The organism is Bacillus sp. Marseille-Q3570 (genome assembly GCF_946151055.1).
Lineage (GTDB): Bacteria > Bacillota > Bacilli > Bacillales > Fictibacillaceae > Pseudalkalibacillus.
This window is the reverse complement of sequence record NZ_CAMGYZ010000001.1, coordinates 190,259-210,211: the sequence shown is the minus strand read 5'-3', so window position 1 is coordinate 210,211 and position 19,953 is coordinate 190,259. Positions and strand designations below refer to the sequence as shown.

At 40.3% G+C, this 19,953-nt stretch carries 23 protein-coding genes; 22 read left to right on the top strand and 1 reads right to left on the bottom strand.

Going from position 1 to position 19,953, the window contains the following annotated elements; genetic code table 11:
• The 6 genes from ypeB (at position 1) to rpsA (ending at position 5,384) form a co-directional block, all read left to right on the top strand.
• On the top strand, positions 1–1,350 hold the full coding sequence (gene ypeB / locus N8M93_RS01080; protein WP_261129154.1) for a germination protein YpeB: 1,350 nt from the start codon (positions 1–3) through the stop codon (positions 1,348–1,350).
• A 175-nt stretch (positions 1,351–1,525) separates the two neighbouring features.
• Entirely contained in the window at positions 1,526–2,185 is a 660-nt protein-coding gene (locus N8M93_RS01075) for a flagellar brake protein (RefSeq protein ID WP_261129153.1), read from the top strand.
• Between the two features lie 255 nt (positions 2,186–2,440).
• Entirely contained in the window at positions 2,441–2,653 is a 213-nt protein-coding gene (locus N8M93_RS01070; protein WP_261129152.1) for a YpfB family protein, read from the top strand.
• Positions 2,654–2,818: 165 nt separating this feature from the next.
• Positions 2,819–3,496: a (d)CMP kinase gene (gene cmk / locus N8M93_RS01065; RefSeq protein ID WP_261129149.1), complete on the top strand. Its 678-nt coding sequence runs from the start codon at positions 2,819–2,821 to the stop codon at positions 3,494–3,496.
• Positions 3,497–3,502: 6 nt separating this feature from the next.
• Positions 3,503–4,084, top strand: coding sequence for a 1-acyl-sn-glycerol-3-phosphate acyltransferase (locus tag N8M93_RS01060; RefSeq protein ID WP_261129148.1), 582 nt, complete (start codon positions 3,503–3,505; stop codon positions 4,082–4,084).
• Between the two features lie 148 nt (positions 4,085–4,232).
• Positions 4,233–5,384 carry a 30S ribosomal protein S1 gene (rpsA, locus tag N8M93_RS01055; protein ID WP_261129147.1) on the top strand — a complete coding sequence of 384 codons (1,152 nt, stop codon included), beginning with the start codon at positions 4,233–4,235 and terminating at the stop codon, positions 5,382–5,384.
• A gap of 870 nt (positions 5,385–6,254) precedes the next feature.
• Here rpsA and N8M93_RS01050 read toward each other — a convergent pair.
• Positions 6,255–6,389, bottom strand: coding sequence for a YpzI family protein (locus N8M93_RS01050; protein ID WP_261129146.1), 135 nt, complete (start codon positions 6,387–6,389; stop codon positions 6,255–6,257).
• A gap of 132 nt (positions 6,390–6,521) precedes the next feature.
• On the opposite strand from N8M93_RS01050, the gene N8M93_RS01045 reads away from it, so the two are divergent.
• The 16 genes from N8M93_RS01045 to N8M93_RS00970 all read left to right on the top strand — a co-directional run bounded on the left by N8M93_RS01045 (position 6,522) and on the right by N8M93_RS00970 (position 19,938).
• Positions 6,522–7,130, top strand: coding sequence for a hypothetical protein (locus N8M93_RS01045; protein ID WP_261129145.1), 609 nt, complete (start codon positions 6,522–6,524; stop codon positions 7,128–7,130).
• 175 nt (positions 7,131–7,305) lie between these two features.
• Complete coding sequence (der, locus tag N8M93_RS01040; RefSeq protein WP_261129144.1) at positions 7,306–8,619, top strand: ribosome biogenesis GTPase Der; 1,314 nt, start codon at positions 7,306–7,308, stop codon at positions 8,617–8,619.
• Positions 8,620–8,628: 9 nt separating this feature from the next.
• Complete coding sequence (gene plsY, locus N8M93_RS01035) at positions 8,629–9,243, top strand: glycerol-3-phosphate 1-O-acyltransferase PlsY (protein WP_261129143.1); 615 nt, start codon at positions 8,629–8,631, stop codon at positions 9,241–9,243.
• Entirely contained in the window at positions 9,243–10,292 is a 1,050-nt protein-coding gene (locus N8M93_RS01030) for an NAD(P)H-dependent glycerol-3-phosphate dehydrogenase (RefSeq protein WP_261129665.1), read from the top strand. The genes plsY and N8M93_RS01030 overlap by 1 nt, the downstream gene beginning before the upstream one ends.
• Before the next feature lie 73 nt (positions 10,293–10,365).
• A complete protein-coding gene (locus N8M93_RS01025; RefSeq protein WP_261129142.1) occupies positions 10,366–10,620 on the top strand; it encodes a stage VI sporulation protein F in 255 nt (84 codons plus the stop codon).
• 302 nt (positions 10,621–10,922) lie between these two features.
• Complete coding sequence (locus N8M93_RS01020; protein WP_261129141.1) at positions 10,923–11,135, top strand: DUF2768 domain-containing protein; 213 nt, start codon at positions 10,923–10,925, stop codon at positions 11,133–11,135.
• A gap of 58 nt (positions 11,136–11,193) precedes the next feature.
• Positions 11,194–11,895, top strand: a complete 702-nt coding sequence (locus tag N8M93_RS01015) for a hypothetical protein (protein WP_261129664.1) — start codon at positions 11,194–11,196, stop codon at positions 11,893–11,895.
• Positions 11,896–12,183: 288 nt separating this feature from the next.
• Positions 12,184–13,662: a stage IV sporulation protein A gene (spoIVA, locus tag N8M93_RS01010; RefSeq protein WP_261129139.1), complete on the top strand. Its 1,479-nt coding sequence runs from the start codon at positions 12,184–12,186 to the stop codon at positions 13,660–13,662.
• A 591-nt stretch (positions 13,663–14,253) separates the two neighbouring features.
• On the top strand, positions 14,254–14,526 hold the full coding sequence (locus N8M93_RS01005; protein WP_221565211.1) for an HU family DNA-binding protein: 273 nt from the start codon (positions 14,254–14,256) through the stop codon (positions 14,524–14,526).
• 113 nt (positions 14,527–14,639) lie between these two features.
• Positions 14,640–15,197 (top strand): GTP cyclohydrolase I FolE, encoded by a 558-nt coding sequence (gene folE, locus N8M93_RS01000; RefSeq protein WP_261129138.1) that lies wholly within the window; start codon positions 14,640–14,642, stop codon positions 15,195–15,197.
• Positions 15,198–15,213: 16 nt separating this feature from the next.
• On the top strand, positions 15,214–15,438 hold the full coding sequence (mtrB, locus tag N8M93_RS00995) for a trp RNA-binding attenuation protein MtrB (RefSeq protein ID WP_226549510.1): 225 nt from the start codon (positions 15,214–15,216) through the stop codon (positions 15,436–15,438).
• Between the two features lie 260 nt (positions 15,439–15,698).
• Entirely contained in the window at positions 15,699–16,514 is an 816-nt protein-coding gene (locus tag N8M93_RS00990) for a heptaprenyl diphosphate synthase component 1 (protein WP_261129135.1), read from the top strand.
• A complete protein-coding gene (gene menG / locus N8M93_RS00985) occupies positions 16,498–17,250 on the top strand; it encodes a demethylmenaquinone methyltransferase (RefSeq protein ID WP_261129134.1) in 753 nt (250 codons plus the stop codon). The genes N8M93_RS00990 and menG overlap by 17 nt, the downstream gene beginning before the upstream one ends.
• 9 nt (positions 17,251–17,259) lie before the next feature.
• Positions 17,260–18,228: a heptaprenyl diphosphate synthase component II gene (gene hepT, locus N8M93_RS00980; RefSeq protein ID WP_261129133.1), complete on the top strand. Its 969-nt coding sequence runs from the start codon at positions 17,260–17,262 to the stop codon at positions 18,226–18,228.
• 87 nt (positions 18,229–18,315) lie between these two features.
• Positions 18,316–18,759: a nucleoside-diphosphate kinase gene (gene ndk / locus N8M93_RS00975; protein WP_261129132.1), complete on the top strand. Its 444-nt coding sequence runs from the start codon at positions 18,316–18,318 to the stop codon at positions 18,757–18,759.
• A gap of 405 nt (positions 18,760–19,164) precedes the next feature.
• Positions 19,165–19,938, top strand: a complete 774-nt coding sequence (locus N8M93_RS00970) for a protein-glutamate O-methyltransferase CheR (RefSeq protein WP_261129131.1) — start codon at positions 19,165–19,167, stop codon at positions 19,936–19,938.
• Positions 19,939–19,953: the final 15 nt, after the last annotated feature.

The window sequence follows — 19,953 nt, the reverse complement described above, 5'->3', positions numbered from 1 at the left end:
ATGATCAGAACAATATTAATAACAATATTGGCCATTGCCGTAATTGGGACAGGGTATTGGGGATACAAGGAACATCAAGAAAAAAATGCGATCCTTATCAACGCTGAAAACAACTACCAACGAGCGTTCCATGATTTGAATTTTCATTTCGATGCGTTAGAAGAAAAGATCGGAACTACGTTAGCTATGAATTCACGACAACAGATCTCTCCTTCACTTGCAGAGGTATGGCGTTTGACTTCGGAAGCTCATAACGATGTGGGACAACTTCCGTTAGCACTGCTTCCATTTAATAAAACGGAAGAATTCTTGACGAAGATCGGTGAGTTCAGTTATCGGATCGCAATCAGGGATTTGGAAAAGAAACCCCTTTCGGATGAAGAGTATGCTACACTTCAAAGTTTGCATAAGAACGCTACAGAAATCAAAAATGAATTAAGAGATGTGCAAGGAACTGTCATGAAGGAAAATCTAAGATGGATGGATGTCGAATTGGCACTTGCAACTGAAAATGATCCGAATGACAACACCGTCATCAACGGGCTGAAGACTGTCGATAAATCTGTCGAAGGATATTCAGAAGTGAACTGGGGTCCGGAAATGACGAAGATCAGCGAATTTGAGGATAATAAATATAAGGCCTTGAGTGGAAAGCAGATCACAAAACAAGAAGCTAAAAATCTTGCTATCAAGTTCCTGAAGCTGGATAAGAACAGTAAAGTGATTGTGGAGGAAAACGGAAAAGGATCTCCATATGAAGCATACCGGGTATCTGTCAACGAGCCGAAGAGTGATTCCAATATCTATATGGAAATGACCAAAAAAGGTGGTCACCCTACTTGGATACTAGAAGATCGAAACGTTCAAAAGGCTAAGATCAGTTTATATCAGGGAAGTGAAAAAGCATTAGAGTTCTTGAACAAGCATGCAATGGATAAGATGGAGATGACCACAAGTAACCAATATGAAAACATCGGAATCTACACCTATGTGAAAATGCAGGACGATGTACGCATTTATCCACAGACAGTGACGATCAAAGTAGCCCTGGATAATGGTGATATCATCGGATACGAAGGCATGAACTATCTGATTGGTGAAAAAGATCGGAAAATCACATCTCCTGCTATTTCCCAAAAAGAAGCACAAGGAAAGTTGAATCCAAAGCTGAAAATCATGGAAACACACCAGGGAATCATCATTAATGATCTCGGAGAAGAGGTTCATTGCTATGAGTTCCTGGCAACAATGGAAAACGAGACATTCCGGATCTTCATCAACGCCAGCACAGGTGCAGAAGAAAAAGTGAAGAAACTCGATGACCCGAATACTCCGGTCAACAGTATGTAAAACTCAAGTAAAAGGAGAAGCAAAAATTGCTTTTCCTTTTCTTGTTAAAATGAGATAATAGACCTAAATAAAAGGCTCATAAATGAAAGGTTGAATTGTGTCCAGATCCATTGATTTTCACAAATCGACAATACAGTCTAACTGAGCCAATTAATATGGGTGAGGGGGATTTTTTATGATAAAAATTGGTGAAACCCTTTTTCTTGATATCCGGAAAGCTGGACAAGAACCACAAAAGTTTCAATGTAAAGTAGAAGATATAAGAGAAGATCATCTGCTTGTTACCTATCCATCCAATCTCCGTACGAATAAATCGGAATTTTTCATGGTAGGGACAAAGTTCTATGCACATTTCACGACAAAAGATAAAATTACATACAAGTTTCACACTGAAATGACCGATCGAAAAAAAGAACACATACCTTTACTGATTTTATCATTTCCTGGAGAAAACAATTTAGAAAAAATTCAAAGGCGTGAATTTGTCCGGGTCGATACAGCGATTGATATTGCGATTCATCCTGCAGATTATCAGTTCCAGCCATTTGCAGCGATAACATCAGATGTAAGTGCAGGTGGATGTGCAATTATTTTACCTGAGCAACACAGACTGAAGGAAGGCATGGAAGTGAACTGCTGGATGGTATTGCCCTTAAAAGACCAACACAGATATGTAAAGCAAAAGGCGAAAGTCATCCGTATCATTAAAGGTGAGAATGGTAAAAGGGATAAAGCACCTCTGCAGTTCATGAAAATCACAGAGAGGGACAAACAACATATGCTGCGGTTCTGTTTTGAAGAACAACTGATGCTTAAGAAGAGAGGGTTGTTATAATCAGGTGCTTTAAACGTTGGCTTTGTTAAATAATGTTGTTTATATTTGGCTATATGCGACAATCCTGTGGGAAAACCGAGCCACGTAGACCCCACAGTCTTTATAAGGTTCTTCGTGACCTTCGACTATAAAAAGGACCTTAATAACGAAAATGATTAGGTTAGAACCTGTCACCATTATTTTTTTATCTGTATAACAGCAGCCTTGTTTTGGTAACGATAGAGAAAAGACCATTATGAGGATGCGATTTGATTCATGAGATTATTGGAACGTATTTTGATCAAATTGATTGTGTGCCAGATCATTTTTCTCTTTGTCGCCCAATATCTTATATTTCATTGGGACATTGGTACCTATTTCAATCGATTGTATGAATATGAAGGTATTACAAATGGAAGCACTGGTGAGACAGTCGAAACGATAGACCGCTCAAATTTCCTATGGTATGATGAAAGGGTTAAAAATTGACCCGGTGTTAATGATTATGAGGAATAATGTCACCAATGAACTTGGCACTTGGAGCCTTCTGGTTTCCTCAAAAGGGCCAAGTTTCTCTATGAGTTGGGTAGAAAAATGCGTGATAGACTCGAATTAATAAGTAAAACAGATGTGTTGACAGAAGCAGGAGGAACTATGAGTAACTTGATGAGAATTGCAATTGATGGACCTGCAGGGGCAGGGAAGAGTACTGTCGCCAAGAGAGTGGCAGACATATTATCGTTTGTTTATATTGATACAGGTGCAATGTATCGATCCATAACTTTGAAAGCACTTCGAAACGACATCGATGTTCGAGACGAAAATGCGCTAAAAGACGTTTTAGAGAACACAAAAATCGATCTGCAAAAACAGTCAGATAAACAGTTCGTCGTTTTGGATGGAGTGGATGTAACCGAAGAGATCAGAACGTCTGAAGTGACAAACAATGTTTCTGAAGTTGCAAAACATCCTGCCGTACGTGTGGAAATGGTGAAACGTCAACAAGAATTAAGCCAAGAGCATTCTGTTGTCATGGATGGGCGTGATATCGGTACTCATGTCATACCAGATGCACAAGTCAAAATTTTTCTGATCGCCTCCGTGGACGAACGAGCGAAAAGGAGACACGAAGAAAACCTATTAAAAGGACTTCCCTCTGATTTAGAGCAAATAAAGCGGGAAATCGAACAACGAGATGAATTAGATTCTAAACGGGAAGCATCCCCGTTGATGAAAGCAGAAGATGCAATTGAACTTGATACGACGACCATGTCGATTGATGAGGTTGTTTCATCGATCCTTCAGATCGTTCGAGAAAGAGAAAGGGTTTGATGGCGGGTGGATCTCTATAATCTAGGGCGTAATTTATTTAGTGGAATCTTCGCAGCGGGATATAAATTGAAAGTGATCGGCCTTGAAAATGTTCCTAAAGAGGATGGAGTCCTGATTTGTTCGAATCACATCAGCTATTTAGATCCCCCGCTCGTAGGTAGTTCATCAGGCCGAACTGTTCACTTCATGGCAAAGGCTGAACTTTTTAACATGCCAGTATTGAAAGGCATACTTCCGAAAATTCACGCATTCCCTGTTCGAAGAGGTATGAGTGATAAACAAGCTTTAAGAAAAGGGTTGGAATTATTACGTAACGGGAAAGCCGTGGGACTGTTTCCTGAAGGAACAAGGAGCAAGACTGGATCGATCGCAGATGGGCTAGCAGGAGCAGGTTTCTTTGCATTGAAAACAGATGCGAAAGTCGTACCTTGTGCAATCATCGGTCCTTTCAAAATGTTCAAACCTGTGAAAATCGTATATGGAACACCGATTGATTTTTCTGAATTGAAAGAACAAAAGGCTTCAGCTAGAGAAGCAACAGTAAAAATCATGGAAGAAATCCGGGAATTATACGAAGCGAATAAGTAATAATATCGGAGTTTAGTTACTTGACAAAAACCGCTATTTATAAGAAGTTAGAGAAAAGGGAAATGAACCTTATACATACTCTTTCACATACGTGGAGGGTCTAATAAATGTTTTTCTCTTCGTTTAGACACTTAAGGAGGTAAAGCCAATGACTGATGAAATGAATCAAGAACTTTCAGAAATTAAACCTTTGGATGTCGGTGATATTGTAGAAGGCACCGTTACAAAGGTTGAGGAAAAACATGCATTGATCGATGCGGGATATAAGATGGATGGAATCTTGCCGATCAGTGAGCTTTCAAGCTTGCATGTCGAAAAAGTTAGTGATGTCTTATCTGATGGAGATACATTGACTCTAAAGGTGATCAAACTAACAGAAGAAGAGCTCGTTCTTTCAAAGCGTGCAATTTCTGCGGAAAAAGCATGGTCAGAATTGAAAGAAGCGAAGGATAAAAACGAGACCTTAGAGGTCGAAATCGCTGACGTCGTCAAAGGCGGACTTGTGGTCGATCTAGGCGTACGCGGGTTCATCCCAGCATCTCTGGTTGAAAAACACTTTGTAGAAGATTTTTCTTCATATAAAGGAAAGACATTAGATGTCAAAATTGTGGAACTTGAGGAAGAAAACAATAAACTTATCTTGTCTCATCGAGCTGTATTAGAAGAGCAAGAAGAATCCCAAAAACAGGATGTTCTCCAATCACTTGAGGCAGGGCAAGTTTTAGAAGGTACAGTACAACGCCTTACCGACTTCGGTGCATTCGTCGACATTGGTGGGATTGATGGGCTCGTCCATATTTCACAACTTGCACATCACCGAGTGGAAACACCATCTGAAGTCGTTAATGAAGGTGACACAGTGAAAGTCAAGGTACTTTCTGTCGATCGTGACAACGAACGTATCTCACTTTCCATCAAAGAAACACTGCCTGGACCATGGGACAATGTCAGAGAAGTCCTTGAAAAAGGTCAAGTCGTAGATGGAACAGTCAAACGTCTCGTTTCATTCGGTGCATTCGTTGAAGTAGCACCTGGTGTAGAAGGGCTTGTGCATATTTCAGAAATTGCCAACAAGCATATTGGAACACCTAGTGAAGTTCTTGATCAAGGGGATAAAGTCAAAGTGAAAGTATTGGACATCAACCCGGATGAGAAAAGAGTTTCTTTGAGTATCCGTGCTACATTGGAGGAAGAAAACCGCCCTTCAAAAATCGATCCGGAATACAATAAAGAAACCGATGGTAACACAGGTTTCTCACTTGGAGATATGATTGGTGACCAACTGAAAAAGTATAAATAAGTGAAATGAACTGGCTGATCCTCCTTCCTATGCGAAGCGGGATCAGCTTTTTGTTTTTACGGTTTTTCTAACGCGTCAATTTAATAACAAAGGTGCTTTATGAAAGGCACTTTTCTAAAAGATTGTTGCTTTTGAGCTATTTTTAAAAAATCACATTGTGCAAGTTGATTAGAGAGCAAGATGCGAGGCTCCTCGAAAATGAAAATCGCATTTTCTTCGTACGATGTAACGCTGCTGAAGCTTTCCTTGTCCTGCGGATAAGCGTGCCTACTACCTGAATAATCTCCTCTCAAGGCATGCGACGTGGAAGCCCGCTTCGAAAGGACTTTCTTGTAGACGCAGGAGCACAAATGCTTCCTTGAAAAGGAGACTTCTGAGGGTCGCAAGGCGACGTGTGGGCTCACCGAACGCCCCGCGGAAAGCGATCACCCTGGAGCGTTAATCAACGACTTTTAAAGAAAACTTGGCGAGACCAAGCCTTTTGTAGGTCGAGCCTTAGTTACCCTTATACTGAAGAAAGTATTTTATACTTTCTTTAAGTGCAAGTGCAACAACGTTTGCGAAAATAACCCAATGAAAAAACTCCCGTTTAGGAGTTTTTTTATCTTTAGTGTGTTCATCCTGCAACTTCCGTAACGTCATTCAAATATTTAGAGGACACCAGAAACCTTATATGCTCAAATATAGCTCCATCTAGAAAATTAGTGGACACCAGAGAATTTATTTACTGTAAATCCATCGAAATCAGTCGTATATTACCCAAATACCGGAACATTTGTCTTCTAATTTTTCAAAACAATCCAATTTGTCACAAATAACGGAACAGATGTCCTCTAATTTTTCTAATACCTGGTATGCCTTATCCAATCATTATCTCCTGTTATCTTCTCTTGCTTCTTCAGGTGTATCTAGTCTTGCTGCCCCATCATGGTGCAGTGCTTGATCTCGATCCGATTCAACACGTTTGCTTTGCTTCAACTTTCTCTCTTGTCGATCTTTTCCCACTTATATCACTCCTTTAGTGAAAGTTTTGCGGAAATTCCTTTATCCTATTCACGAAGAGGAAGGGTTTAGAAACACCAGCTTTTTTCCATACTTTGAATAGATATGAATTGAATGTCAGGTGGGGATCTTTGTATGGAAGGCACATTATTTTACTGGTTTGTGTGGATCGGCTGGACAATCAGCACATTTTTTCTCGCAAAAACGAAACAAAGGGTCGTGTCATCGGCATTGCTTTTAACCTTGATCTATTGCTCAGCTATTACGCTCAACCTTGACGGACATTTTGTCAATTTATCACTATTTTTCATTATCCTGATCAGCTATGCTTACATGGGATTGCAAAAGTTCCGTGACTTATGGTATTCCATTTTCATTAGTCTGATCATTTCTATATCTTATGTTGGAATGCACTTTATCGTCGTTTATGATCCAGTTTGGATTTTCATCGATTTGAACTTTTTCATTGCCATTCCGCTTTCATTGATCGTCTTAATAATGGCAAAAGACTTTCACGTCAGGTTGCCAATACTTTTGTCGGGATATGCTCATGGTGAAATCGCCTATATAACATTATTCAAGGATCTCGCACCGGATTATGTGATCGGTTCTTTCTTATTCCTTGATATTATCAGCCTGTCGTGCATGATTGTATATCTATGGTCGATGTATGAGTTATTTGCAACTACGTTGAGAGTCAAGATTGACAAGCCTGTCAAGCACGTGAAACAAAATATCCAATAAGACTATCCAAATTTCTTCATGTTGTGGCTCTATCGGTTTTTTGCTAAAATAAATGAGTTCTGATTTTGTCGAAAAGCTAAAATTAAGTAAATTGTATATATACCAAGCATACATACAAAACCGGAATATACATGCAGCTGCATAGCGGCTGCATTTCAGAAAAGGAAGTGATTATATGCGAAAACCGGTCGCAGCTGTTGTAGGAAGACCTAATGTAGGGAAGTCTACGATATTCAATCGTATTATAGGAGATCGTTTAGCTATCGTTGAAGATAAACCTGGTGTGACACGAGATCGTATTTACAGCTCTGCAGAATGGTTGAATACTGAGTTCAACCTTATTGATACCGGGGGAATCGATCTTGGTGATGAACCATTATTGAAACAAATGAGACAGCAAGCGGAAATAGCAATTGATGAAGCAGATGTCATCATTTTCATGGTCAATGGTCGTGAAGGGATAACCGCTGCTGACGAAGAAGTGGCACAAATATTATTCCGTTCAAAAAAACCTGTCGTCCTTGCAGTAAACAAAATCGATAACCCAGAACGTATGAGTGAAGTGTATGAATTCTACTCACTTGGTTTCGGTGAACCAGTTCCGATCTCTGGTGCACATGGTCTAGGTTTAGGGGATATGCTTGATGAAGTCATCAAACATTTTCCGAAAGATGAAAGTGATGATTATGATGAATCTACTATTAAATTTTCATTGATCGGCCGCCCGAATGTGGGGAAATCATCTTTAGTGAATGCAATTGTTGGGAAAGAACGTGCAATTGTCAGTGATATAGCAGGAACGACAAGGGACGCTATCGATGCAAAGTTCACTCGTGACGGTCAAGAATATGTGATCATCGATACTGCAGGAATGCGAAAAAAAGGAAAAGTATATGAGTCTACCGAAAAGTATAGTGTATTAAGGGCTTTAAAAGCGATCGACCGTTCAGATGTCGTGCTGGTCGTTTTGAATGCAGAAGAAGGAATCATCGAACAAGACAAGAAAATTGCTGGCTATGCTCATGAAGCTGGACGTGCAGTCGTGATCGTCGTCAATAAATGGGATGCAATTGAAAAAGATGATAAGACACTGCGGGAATTCGAACAGAAAATCAGGGATCATTTCTTGTTCCTTGATTATGCACCGATCGTATTCGTTTCTGCACAGACGAAACAACGTCTTCATACACTCATGCCGATGATCAATACCGTTGCAGAAAACCATGCAATGCGAGTAAAGACGAACGTCTTGAACGATGTTGTGATGGATGCGGTCATGATGAATCCGACTCCTACAGACAAAGGAAGACGTCTTAAAATCAATTATGTGACCCAGGTTGCTACAAAGCCGCCTACCTTCGTTTTGTTTGTCAATGATCCGGAACTGCTTCATTTTTCTTATAAACGATTCATAGAAAATCGTATCCGTGAAGCATTTGGATTCAAAGGAACTCCAATTCGTATCATTGCCCGTAGAAAAAATGAATAGGAGGAACTCATGGAATTCGTCAACATTATCGTAGTCAGTATAATTGGATATTTGATAGGCTCGATCAGTTTCAGCTATCTGATTGCAAAGAAAATCAAGAAAATCGACATCCGTACCCAGGGGAGCGGGAATGCTGGTGCTACCAATACATTAAGATTATTAGGTTGGGGTCCTGCCATTACTGTACTTCTTCTGGATGCTTCAAAAGGAATCATCGCAGTTTTATTAAGTTATCTTGTCGGTGTCGAAGGATGGATTGCCTTTATTGCTGGTTTATTCGCCATCATTGGGCATAATTGGCCGATCTACTATGGTTTCAGGGGCGGTAAAGGTGTCGCGACGACAATCGGTGTGTGTGCGATCCTCGTATTCATACCAGCATTAATTTCTGGAATTGTTGCTATCCTGACGATCGCCATCACAAGATATGTTTCATTAGGTTCACTTATTTTCATGTTTTTAACACCTGTCCTTACCTTGATAATCGGGGACTATGATACGAACTATATAATATTGGCGACCATAATCGGATTATTGTCATTATGGCGTCATAGACAAAACATCCAACGTCTCGTAAAAGGAACAGAAAGTAAACTTGGACAAAAGAAGGAAGTGACCAGTTGATGAAGAAAGTTGCTGTTATTGGAGCGGGGAGCTGGGGGACAGCCCTTGCGTTGGTACTTGCTGATAATGATCATGATGTTCGGATTTGGGCGCGTAGATCTGAACAAGTGGAAGAAATCAATGAAAAGCATACGAACAGCAAGTACCTTCCGGACATAAAGCTCCCTGAAAATTTAGTGGCGACAAACGATCTAGAGGATGCTGTTAAGGATACCGACACAGTACTGCTTGTTACACCGACTAGTGCAATCCGGGAAGTTCTCGGTCAATTGAAGGAAATCTTCACGAAGCCAGTTACACTTGTACATGCTAGTAAAGGAATTGAACCTGATACATTATTCAGAGTGTCTGAGGTGATTGAGGACGAAATTCCAGAAATGCTCAGAAAATCGGTTGTCGTCCTTTCTGGCCCGAGTCACGCTGAAGAGGTCAGCTTGAGACAACCGACCACGGTCACAGTTTCTTCAAAGGACCAGGAAGCTGCAGAAGAAGTCCAAGATTTGTTCATCAATCCTAATTTCCGTGTCTACACGAATCCAGATATCGTAGGTGTCGAACTTGGTGGTTCATTGAAGAACATCATCGCACTGGGTGCAGGTCTTTCTGATGGTCTAGGATATGGAGATAATGCCAAAGCTGCTTTGTTGACTAGAGGTTTAGCGGAAATTGCAAGATTGGGTACATTCATGGGTGCAAAGCCTTTGACTTTTGCTGGACTTTCCGGCATCGGAGATCTTGTCGTTACATGTACCAGTGTACACAGCCGTAACTGGCGGGCAGGAAATCTGCTGGGGAAAGGCAACTCGCTTGAGGAAGTTCTTGAAAATATGGGAATGGTCGTCGAGGGTGTCAGAACGACGAAAGCGGCTTATCAGCTTGCGCAAAAGGAAGGCGTTGAATTGCCGATTACAAATGAGCTGTACCAGGTCTTGTTCGATTCCAAGACTCCTAAGGAAGCAGTAGATTCATTGATGAGACGAAGCCGTACCCATGAAGTCGAGGATCTCAGCTCTATGATTTCAGATCGATATACACTCGATGAAAATTAAATCCTGAATAGAACTCACGAAGTCTCCCATCTCGCATAGGATATTGTGAATGTTACGTGTGAGGAGGACTTCGATGGACAGAAATTTCATGGATGACATTGAGAAAAAGACGGGTGTAAAAAAAGAAGATATTTTCAAATTAGCTGACTCTGTACAAAGTGCCAATTTACGTGATGAGAAAACCATCAGACAATTGATTTCACAAGTTTCTCGTATGGCTGGTGTCCCAGTTTCTAAGGAAAAAGAAGATCAGATTGTGAAAGCGATCATAAATAATAATATCCCTCTGGACATGACCTCGATCGCGAAAATGTTCAACAAAAAATAATTATCAGGAAAATAGGCGATTGAGCGATACAGTATCCATAAATCTTGCATAAACTAGCATGGAATGGACAGTTTGAGCTGCAGTGGGAAATAGTTATTTAGTCATTGCTGAAGAAAGGGGCGCCCTTTTCTTCAGCTTTTAATTTGTGCTTTTATTACATGTGGATTAATACGACATTATTTCCCTTTCCGCTGACACACGAAAAGAGGAAGCGACCCGGTTCCTTTGTATGTTCATCAGATTTACATTTGGACAAAGATGAGATTGTGCTATAATTATACCGGTATCAAGGAGGTATGGATATGTCTGATGGTTTATTGAAAATGTGGATTGCACTTGGCGCGATTGGTTTGATGTTCTTCGCGGTCATTTCGATAACATGGAGTCGTACGAAGCTAAATGGAATATTTAAATTCATCGTCACGTTATTCGCGTATGTTTGCATGGTCACGGCTGGCATTCTGATCCTGCTGGTAGTCTTCAGTGGTCCAGTACCCGGTATGATCATAAATTGATCTTGGACTAGCTTACATACTACAGCACAGTGAAATAGGTGATACAATGAAACTTTTAATCCGATTGATGTCAGTGATTCTAGTGTTCACTCTCCTTGCCGGATGTCTTTATCCTGAAGAGAGGCTGGGACAAAATCAAGTTCCTTATGAAGATCAATTGAACAATGTCCAAAATGCGGTCATCGAATACCGTAAAGATAATGGCGTCTTGCCCATCGTAAACCGTGATCAAGGCACACCTATATATGTTAAATATCCTATTGATTTTGGAAAACTAGTTCCTCGTTACATGCAGGAGCCTCCAGGTAATTCTTATGAAAATGGAGGAGTCTATCAATATGTCCTATTTGATGTTGAAAAGGATCCGAAGGTCAAACTTGTAGACCTTGAAACAATTGAACAAGTGAAGGACTATAAGACGAAGTTGAGACTATACATCCAAAAACATAAATATCCACCATATGATAAAGTCCTTGCAAACGAAAGATATACTTTGAAACATAAAAAATTAGGTTATAAAGAACAACCGACAGTCAAAAGTCCATTTACAGGAAACCACCTTCCATTGATTGTCGATAATAAGAATAATGTCTATATTGACTATTCGATGGATCTCTATCAGGCTCTTGAAAAGAAGGATCATGACTATAAGAAGGGTGATGACATCAGAGATATCCTTGTTGAAGATTCTCCATTCGTCCCTGCCTTTTCAGTTCCTTATACTGTTGAAGATGATGAACCTGTTTTTTTACTAAAATAGGTATGTTCCCTCCTACCTACCAATAAAGTGTAGAAAGGGAGGGATTTTTTTGTGCGTCAAAAATATCAAATGGTTCAACAGGAAGGATCATCGAGAACGGAAAGCAACTACTGGCGAAAATGTATTCCTGAATGATCTTCCTTTAGGACTTTGTAAGAGATAAATTTTGATCTTTTGCAATGATATTTTTGAAAATAATGCAGAATCAGTCATATTCATTGGACAACATCATAGACATATATTGTCTATAACTACCCAAACACTACTCTGGAATGGGGAGGGGAACTAATGGAAAAAGTAGATATCTTCAAAGATATCGCAGAACGGACTGGCGGCGATATTTATTTGGGTGTAGTGGGGGCTGTTCGAACCGGTAAATCGACTTTCATCAAAAAGTTCATGGAACTCGTCGTCCTGCCGAACATTGAGAGCGAATCAGATAAAGCACGTGCACAGGATGAACTGCCTCAAAGTGCAGCAGGTAAAACGATCATGACGACAGAGCCGAAATTCGTCCCGAACAATGCAGTGAAAATTGAAGTGGATGAAGGCTTGGAAGTGAACATACGATTAGTTGATAGCGTTGGTTATGCAGTTCCTAGCGCAAAAGGTTACGAGGATGAAAATGGACCTAGAATGATCCATACTCCGTGGTATGAAGAGCCGATACCGTTCCATGAAGCAGCTGAGATCGGCACGAGGAAAGTCATCCAGGAACACTCGACACTCGGTGTGGTTGTAACGACGGACGGATCCATTGGTGAGATTCCACGCTATGATTACGTTGAATCCGAGCAACGAATCGTCGAAGAGCTGAAAGAAGTCGGAAAGCCATTCATCATGGTTATCAATTCGGTTCATCCACATCATCCTGAAACGGAAAAGTTGAGAAGGCAATTAGCTGAAGAACATGATATTCCAGTACTTTCACTAAGTGTCGAGAGTATGACCGAACATGATATAAACAACGTATTAAGAGAAGTCCTTTATGAATTTCCGGTACTCGAGGTCAATGTCAACCTTCCTAGCTGGGTTATGGTGTTGAACAATGAGCACTGGCTAAGACACAGCTATGAAGAGTCTGTACGCGAAACAGTAAAAGATATCAAACGATTACGTGATGTCGATCGGGTTGTGGGTAATTTCACTGATTTTGAATTCATTGATGAAGCCCGGCTGGCAGGTATCGAGATGGGGCAAGGGATTGCTGAAATCGATCTATATGCTCCAGATGACTTGTACGATCAAATCTTGAAAGACGTCGTAGGGGTCGAGATCAGAGGTAAGGATCATCTCCTCCAACTGATGCAGGAATTCGCCCATGCGAAGTCTGAATACGATCAAATTTCAGATGCCTTACGTATGGTGAAACAGACTGGGTATGGCATTGCAGCACCGGCATTGTCTGATATGAGTTTAGATGAACCAGAAATCATCCGCCAGGGCTCAAGGTTCGGTGTCCGATTGAAAGCAGTCGCACCATCGATCCATATGATCAAAGTCGATGTAGAATCAGAATTCGCACCGATCATCGGAACAGAAAAACAAAGTGAAGAACTGGTTCGGTACTTGATGCAAGATTTTGAAGATGATCCATTATCAATCTGGAACTCAGATATATTCGGCCGATCACTTAATTCGATCGTAAGGGAAGGTATTCAGGCTAAAATCTCGTTAATGCCAGAAAACGCAAGATACAAATTGAAAGAAACATTAGAAAGAATCATTAACGAAGGTTCAGGCGGTCTGATTGCGATCATCCTATAATAAAAAAGACTCCAATAAGAGGAGTCTTTTTCATTTGTTCTGGATTATGCTAAATATCTGGAAAAGCGAACCAAACGAGATCTTACTTTTTAAAAGGATATCCGAGTATAATAATGAACTTCGACTGAATATCACCACTGGTTCGAGCCGCCTTGTCAGCTTTCCAGTGACCTGAGTGATTAACCGGGCCGCTTCCGCTTTAACCCACAAGAAATGGATCGGGAATCAACAATAACAACTAACCCACTGTCTGTAAAATGGTTGGTATCGCAAAAAAATGAACCCTATCACAATGAAAATCTTTGTACAACTACCAGATGTAATGTTATGATTTTATAACACGTTGATATGGAGCGTTTTAAGCCCTCTCCGTTGCCTTTTTCACGAAAATGATCACATGAACATGTAATAATGTTTGAAATTTACAGACATTTATACAAATATCTAGAAAAAACATTGAATTCCTAAACATTTTCGTTTAATATAAGGCATGTCAACGTATTCACGCTGTTAGTTCTTTGAATAATTGGTTATAATGACTAAAAATCGATCAACGAAAAATCAATAACCATTTGAGAGGAGGTGAGTCGTGTGAACAAGACAGATCTTATCAATTCAGTATCTGAGCAAACCCAACTTTCTAAGAAAGACGTTTCTAAAACAGTTGATGCTGTATTTGGAGCGATTGAAGAATCACTAAAGGGTGGGGACAAGGTTCAACTCATCGGTTTCGGTAACTTCGAAGTACGTGAGCGTGCTGCTCGTAAAGGCCGTAACCCGCAAACAGGAGATGAAATTGAAATCCCTGCTAGCAAGGTACCTGCATTCAAACCAGGTAAAGCCCTTAAAGACGCTGTAAAGTAATCGTACATAGGGCGTGAAAGGAGAGTCGATTCCATCGGCTCTTCTTTTTTGCTTATTAAGAGGCTATTATGCTATTATCTGTTTGATACTGTATTGAATGAAGGAGATTAGAAATGGATCACGTAAAAATAGAAACTGCTGTTAAAATGATACTTGAAGCGATAGGTGAAGACCCTGAACGCGAGGGCCTGTTAGATACACCTAAACGGGTTGCACGAATGTATGAAGAAGTTTTTCAGGGATTGAATCAAGATCCTGCTGAACATTTCAAAACTGTTTTTGGGGAAGACCATGAGGAATTGGTATTGGTGAAGGACATTCCTTTTTACTCGATGTGTGAACATCATCTCGTACCTTTCTTTGGTAAAGCGCATGTCGCCTATATTCCGAAGGGTGGAAAAGTGACTGGGCTCAGTAAATTGGCAAGAGCAGTCGAAGCGGTAACAAGACGTCCACAGCTTCAAGAAAGAATCACCTCTACGATTGCAGATTCTTTGTTGAATTCACTTCAACCATATGGAGTGATGGTTGTGATTGAAGCGGAACATATGTGCATGACAATGCGAGGTGTTAAAAAGCCAGGTTCGCAAACGATTACTTCCGCAGTACGAGGGATTTTTGAAAAAGACCAAGCTGCCCGTGCTGAAGTGATGGGATTGATCAAGTCATAAACGAGGAGGAAGGCTTATGGCCACATCAGAAAACGAATTTTTCGTGATAAAGGCAAAAGAAAACGGTGTTAACGTAATTGGTTTGACGAGAGGTTCGGATACACGTTTCCACCATTCAGAAAAACTCGATAAGAATGAAGTGATGATTGCACAATTTACTGAGCATACTTCAGCCGTAAAAGTAAGAGGGAAAGCTGTCATTCAGACAAGACATGGCGAGATGCATACAGATCAAGACTGATTATCGGCCGTTTACAATAACGTTGAGTGTCAGTGTCCATTTTTTAAAAACACCGACACTCACTCAGCCATTGGTAACACATTTTTCAGTACCCCTTAACCATCACATCTGAAAAGACAACCGCATGTTACGTGGGGTTTTATGATATAATAAGCAGTACCAAGTGTTGGTTGATTTCATACATACTGTAAATACAAGACGATTTCTTGAATCCAATTTTGTTCTTCATAGATTCATGAAATGGTGGGGGCAAAAAATCAATGAATAACAACGACATAGGTCGGAAGATTTCGGATCTGCTACTACAAATTAACCAAAAACTACAACATCCTTATCTTATGCGTTTCATCGAGCAACCTGTTATTGATGAAGACAAGCTTCTCCTTACATATATCATGCTCAAGGAAAAAGAGTTGAGTGATGTAGAACTGGAGTACTATGCCGTGTCAACCATGCTTGTCCAGGTCGCATTGGATACACACGAGAAGATTTCCTCACATGATTTGACTGAGGATCACGATAGGAAAAACCGGCAACTGACGGTTTTAGCAGGGGATTACTATAGTAGTCTGTATTATTATCTATTATCTGAAATAAAAGATTTGCCGATGATCCGGACCCTTGCTCAAGCGATTCAAGAAATCAATGAAAATAAAATGCAATACTATAAAAACGAGAATCAATCTATCGAAAATTCAATGGAAAACATCCATCGGATCGAATCCTCGCTTTTGTTGAAAACTGCAGATCACTTCCATCTTCCGTTGTGGAAAGGTATTGCTGACGAATTTACGTTCATGAAACGGATGCTAGTGGAAAGAAAAAGCATACAGAACAACACTTATACTCCATTGGTCGCGAAAATCATGAATCAATTGAACCGATCAAAAGGCGGCTGGCTATCTTTGAAGAATCAAATCCTCGAAGTGGTTGATGCTTATATCCTTCATTCAAAGATTCGACTGGAAAAATTGTGGGCTGAAGAACCTGTCATGAGTTCGATGTTAGAAAAACGGATCGAACAATACATCAGGCAATCAGGTTTCAGGATGAAGAAATATGCAGAAGAAGGGTGATCATGTGCAGCAAGAAACGAAAGAACAGCGTGTGCACCAAGTGTTTGAATCCATTTCGAATCATTACGATAAAATGAACTCGATCATCAGTTTCCAGCGACATGTCGCATGGCGTCGGGATACCATGAAGCGAATGGATGTACAAAAGGGTTCAACTACATTGGACGTCTGCTGTGGAACAGGTGATTGGACGATTGCCATGGCGAAGGCGATCGGTCCGGAAGGGCAAGCTTACGGATTGGATTTCAGTCAAAATATGTTGTCTGTGGGTGAAGAGAAGGTAAAGGATGAAGGATTAGGCAATATTCAGCTGCAACATGGCAATGCCATGGAACTGCCTTACGCAGATAACGGATTTGACTATGTGACGATCGGTTTCGGGTTGAGGAATGTACCTGATCTTAAACAGGTGTTGAAAGAAATGCACCGCGTCGTCAAACCTGGAGGTAAAGTTGTTTGCCTTGAGACTTCTCAACCGACTATACCCGTTTTTCGACAGCTCTATTATGGCTATTTCCGTTACCTTATGCCAGCTTTGGGGCGTATTTTTGCGAAAAGCTATCAAGAATATTCTTGGCTTCAAGAATCAGCTAAAGACTTTCCCGGGAGAAAGAAACTAGCTGCACTCTTCGAAGAGGCTGGTTTCGAAAACGTGGAAGTCATTCCATATTCCGGTGGCGTAGCAGCAACTCATATTGGATATAAACCCGTTGGTCCACCAGAACGTCAGGATTAAGGTGAAGTTATGAAATTAACAACGATCTATTCTCATTTACGTAACGATCTCTCAACAATTGAAAATGATCTGGAAAAGACCATTGAAGCACAGCATTCGATTCTTCAAGATGCATCGATTCAATTATTGAAAGCAGGGGGAAAAAGGATCCGCCCTGTTTTTGTGTTGTTGTCTGCGCAGTTTGGTAAATACGATGTGGACCGGGTCAAAAAAGCGGCTGTTGCATTAGAACTCATCCATATGGCTTCGCTTGTCCATGATGATGTCATTGATGATGCATCCTTACGACGTGGAAAATCCACTATCAAAGCCCAATATGATAATCGTGTAGCGATGTATACAGGTGATTATATTTTTGCCAGGTCACTGGAGTATATCACTTACTTGAATAACCTGGAGGCTCATAAGGTCTTATCTGGAGCGATCATGGAAATGTGCCTGGGGGAGATTGAACAAATCAAGGAACAATATGACCTCAATCAGAATTTACGGGATTATTTCAGAAGGATCAAACGTAAGACAGCTTTATTGATCTCTGTCAGTTGTGAATTGGGGGCTCTTGCAGGAGATGCCGATCAACATGTCCAGAGACAGCTTAAACAGTTTGGTTATTATGTAGGGATGGCCTTCCAGATCACGGATGATATCTTGGATTTCACATCTACTGAAAAACAACTCGGGAAACCTGCAGGCGGTGATCTGCAACAAGGAAACATCACCTTGCCTGTATTTTTTGCAATGAAAGATCCTGCTTTCAAACAGAGACTAGAAAGCGTATTTGAAAACCAACCAATACCACAAAGTGTAATGGACGAATTGATCAGGGAAATTAAGGATATGGGGGCAATTGCAGAATCCAAGGAAATTTCCGATCGCTATTTGAAAAAAGCCTTCCATGCCCTAGAAGAGCTTCCAGATAACCGTGCCAAGCGGTCTTTGAAACAAATCGCTGAATATATCGGCCGTAGAAACTATTAAAAGTTGTGAAAACGCTTAAAATTTGATAAAATCATTTCGGACAACAAAGGAAGTCCGAAATCATACATAAGTAAGGGGTAAATGATAATGGAAAAGACTTTTTTGATGGTAAAGCCTGACGGCGTTCAACGTAATCTTATTGGAGAAATCGTAAACCGATTCGAGAGAAAAGGATTTAAATTGGCTGGTGCAAAGCTAATGCAGATTTCTGATGAATTAGCTCAGAACCACTACGGTGAGCATAAAGAACGTCCATTTTTCGGTGAGCTTGTAGATTTCATTACATCTGGACCAGTTTTTGCGATGGTATGGGAAGGTGAAAATGTTATTGCGACAGCTCGTAATATGATGGGAAAAACAAATCCATCTGATGCGGCTCCTGGAACGATCCGTGGTGACTATGCTGTCCAAGTGGGACAGAATATCATTCACGGTTCTGACTCTCCTGAAAGTGCCGAAAGAGAAATCAACTTGTTCTTCAATGAAGCAGAATTAGTGAACTACGACAAGTCAATTGCAAAGTGGGTATAAGCAACACTATGGAACCAGTCGAATTCAATCGGCTGGTTTTTTACTTAGGCTTCATTTAATGTAAAGCAAACTTTGTTAGGTTGACCAATCTGAACTATTAGAGGACACCAGAGACGCTAATTCCCCTAAAATGCCATGTTTGAAAGAAATAGAGGACACCAATGACCTTATTTGCTTGATGACGATAAAGAAGCACTTCCTAATTCCCAGATAACGGAACAGATGTCCTCTAATTTTCCGGAATACCACTTTTTGTAGCCGATAACGGAACAGTTGTCTTCTATTCATTAAATACTCTCCATTTCTATTTTCCTTAAACTCAAATTTTTTTGTTCGAATCTTTCATAAATAATCAGCTTGTTTACCGATATATATAGTAGAAAACACAAATAAGGAGAAGAAAAGATGGATCAGGATTATTCACAGTTTTCTACACAAATCAAACAAGTGACTGGCATAGATTTAACCCTTTATAAAGAGGCGCAAATGAAACGCCGTCTTATCGCTCTAAGGGAAAAGAAGGGATTTGACACATTCTCTGATTTTTATTTTGCCATGGAAAAGGATAACATACTGCTCAAGGAGTTCCTTGATAGGATGACAATCAACGTTTCGGAGTTTTTCAGAAATCCATCAAGATGGAATGTGCTTCAAAAAGAATGGATTCCTGCATTGAAAAATGGAAGAGATTCCTTGAATGTGTGGAGCGCAGCATGTTCTACTGGAGAAGAACCCTATACTCTTGCTATGATATTAAGAGAGAGCATTTCTTCTGAGAAATTTTCAATCCTCGCTACCGATATCGATGAATTAGCAATCAAGCGGGCAAAGCTTGGTTATTATCTCGAAAAAAGCTTGAAGGATGTACCTGAAAAAATGAAGAAGGAATATTTCGAAAAAGATGGAATTGGTTTTAAGGTAAGTGATGTACTGAAAGAAAATATTCGTTACGAAAAACATAACATGCTTGCCGATTCCTTCAAGTCGAATTTCGACCTTATCGTTTGCAGGAATGTGATGATTTATTTTACTGAGGATGCAAAAAAGCAGCTCTACGAAAAGTTCAGTCAAGCTTTACGTCCTGGAGGTATTTTGTTTGTTGGAAGCACCGAACAGATTTTCAATCCGAATCAATATGGACTTGAATCCGTTGCAACATTTTTTTATCGGAAAAAGTGAGGGGCTAGCTTAAAT

Bases quoted from the DNA above. Each gene is read 5' to 3' on its own strand.
- N8M93_RS00990 (WP_261129135.1), top strand. From the start codon at position 15,699: ATGAATAACAACGACATAGGTCGGAAGATTTCGGATCTGCTACTACAA.
- mtrB (WP_226549510.1), top strand. From the start codon at position 15,214: ATGGCCACATCAGAAAACGAATTTTTCGTGATAAAGGCAAAAGAAAAC.
- N8M93_RS01020 (WP_261129141.1), top strand. From the start codon at position 10,923: ATGTCTGATGGTTTATTGAAAATGTGGATTGCACTTGGCGCGATTGGT.
- N8M93_RS01070 (WP_261129152.1), top strand. From the start codon at position 2,441: ATGAGATTATTGGAACGTATTTTGATCAAATTGATTGTGTGCCAGATC.
- ndk (WP_261129132.1), top strand. From the start codon at position 18,316: ATGGAAAAGACTTTTTTGATGGTAAAGCCTGACGGCGTTCAACGTAAT.
- ypeB (WP_261129154.1), top strand. From the start codon at position 1: ATGATCAGAACAATATTAATAACAATATTGGCCATTGCCGTAATTGGG.
- cmk (WP_261129149.1), top strand. From the start codon at position 2,819: ATGAGTAACTTGATGAGAATTGCAATTGATGGACCTGCAGGGGCAGGG.
- N8M93_RS01045 (WP_261129145.1), top strand. From the start codon at position 6,522: ATGGAAGGCACATTATTTTACTGGTTTGTGTGGATCGGCTGGACAATC.
- plsY (WP_261129143.1), top strand. From the start codon at position 8,629: ATGGAATTCGTCAACATTATCGTAGTCAGTATAATTGGATATTTGATA.
- N8M93_RS01025 (WP_261129142.1), top strand. From the start codon at position 10,366: ATGGACAGAAATTTCATGGATGACATTGAGAAAAAGACGGGTGTAAAA.
- N8M93_RS01075 (WP_261129153.1), top strand. From the start codon at position 1,526: ATGATAAAAATTGGTGAAACCCTTTTTCTTGATATCCGGAAAGCTGGA.
- der (WP_261129144.1), top strand. From the start codon at position 7,306: ATGCGAAAACCGGTCGCAGCTGTTGTAGGAAGACCTAATGTAGGGAAG.
- N8M93_RS01030 (WP_261129665.1), top strand. From the start codon at position 9,243: ATGAAGAAAGTTGCTGTTATTGGAGCGGGGAGCTGGGGGACAGCCCTT.
- N8M93_RS00970 (WP_261129131.1), top strand. From the start codon at position 19,165: ATGGATCAGGATTATTCACAGTTTTCTACACAAATCAAACAAGTGACT.
- menG (WP_261129134.1), top strand. From the start codon at position 16,498: ATGCAGAAGAAGGGTGATCATGTGCAGCAAGAAACGAAAGAACAGCGT.
- hepT (WP_261129133.1), top strand. From the start codon at position 17,260: ATGAAATTAACAACGATCTATTCTCATTTACGTAACGATCTCTCAACA.
- spoIVA (WP_261129139.1), top strand. From the start codon at position 12,184: ATGGAAAAAGTAGATATCTTCAAAGATATCGCAGAACGGACTGGCGGC.
- rpsA (WP_261129147.1), top strand. From the start codon at position 4,233: ATGACTGATGAAATGAATCAAGAACTTTCAGAAATTAAACCTTTGGAT.
- folE (WP_261129138.1), top strand. From the start codon at position 14,640: ATGGATCACGTAAAAATAGAAACTGCTGTTAAAATGATACTTGAAGCG.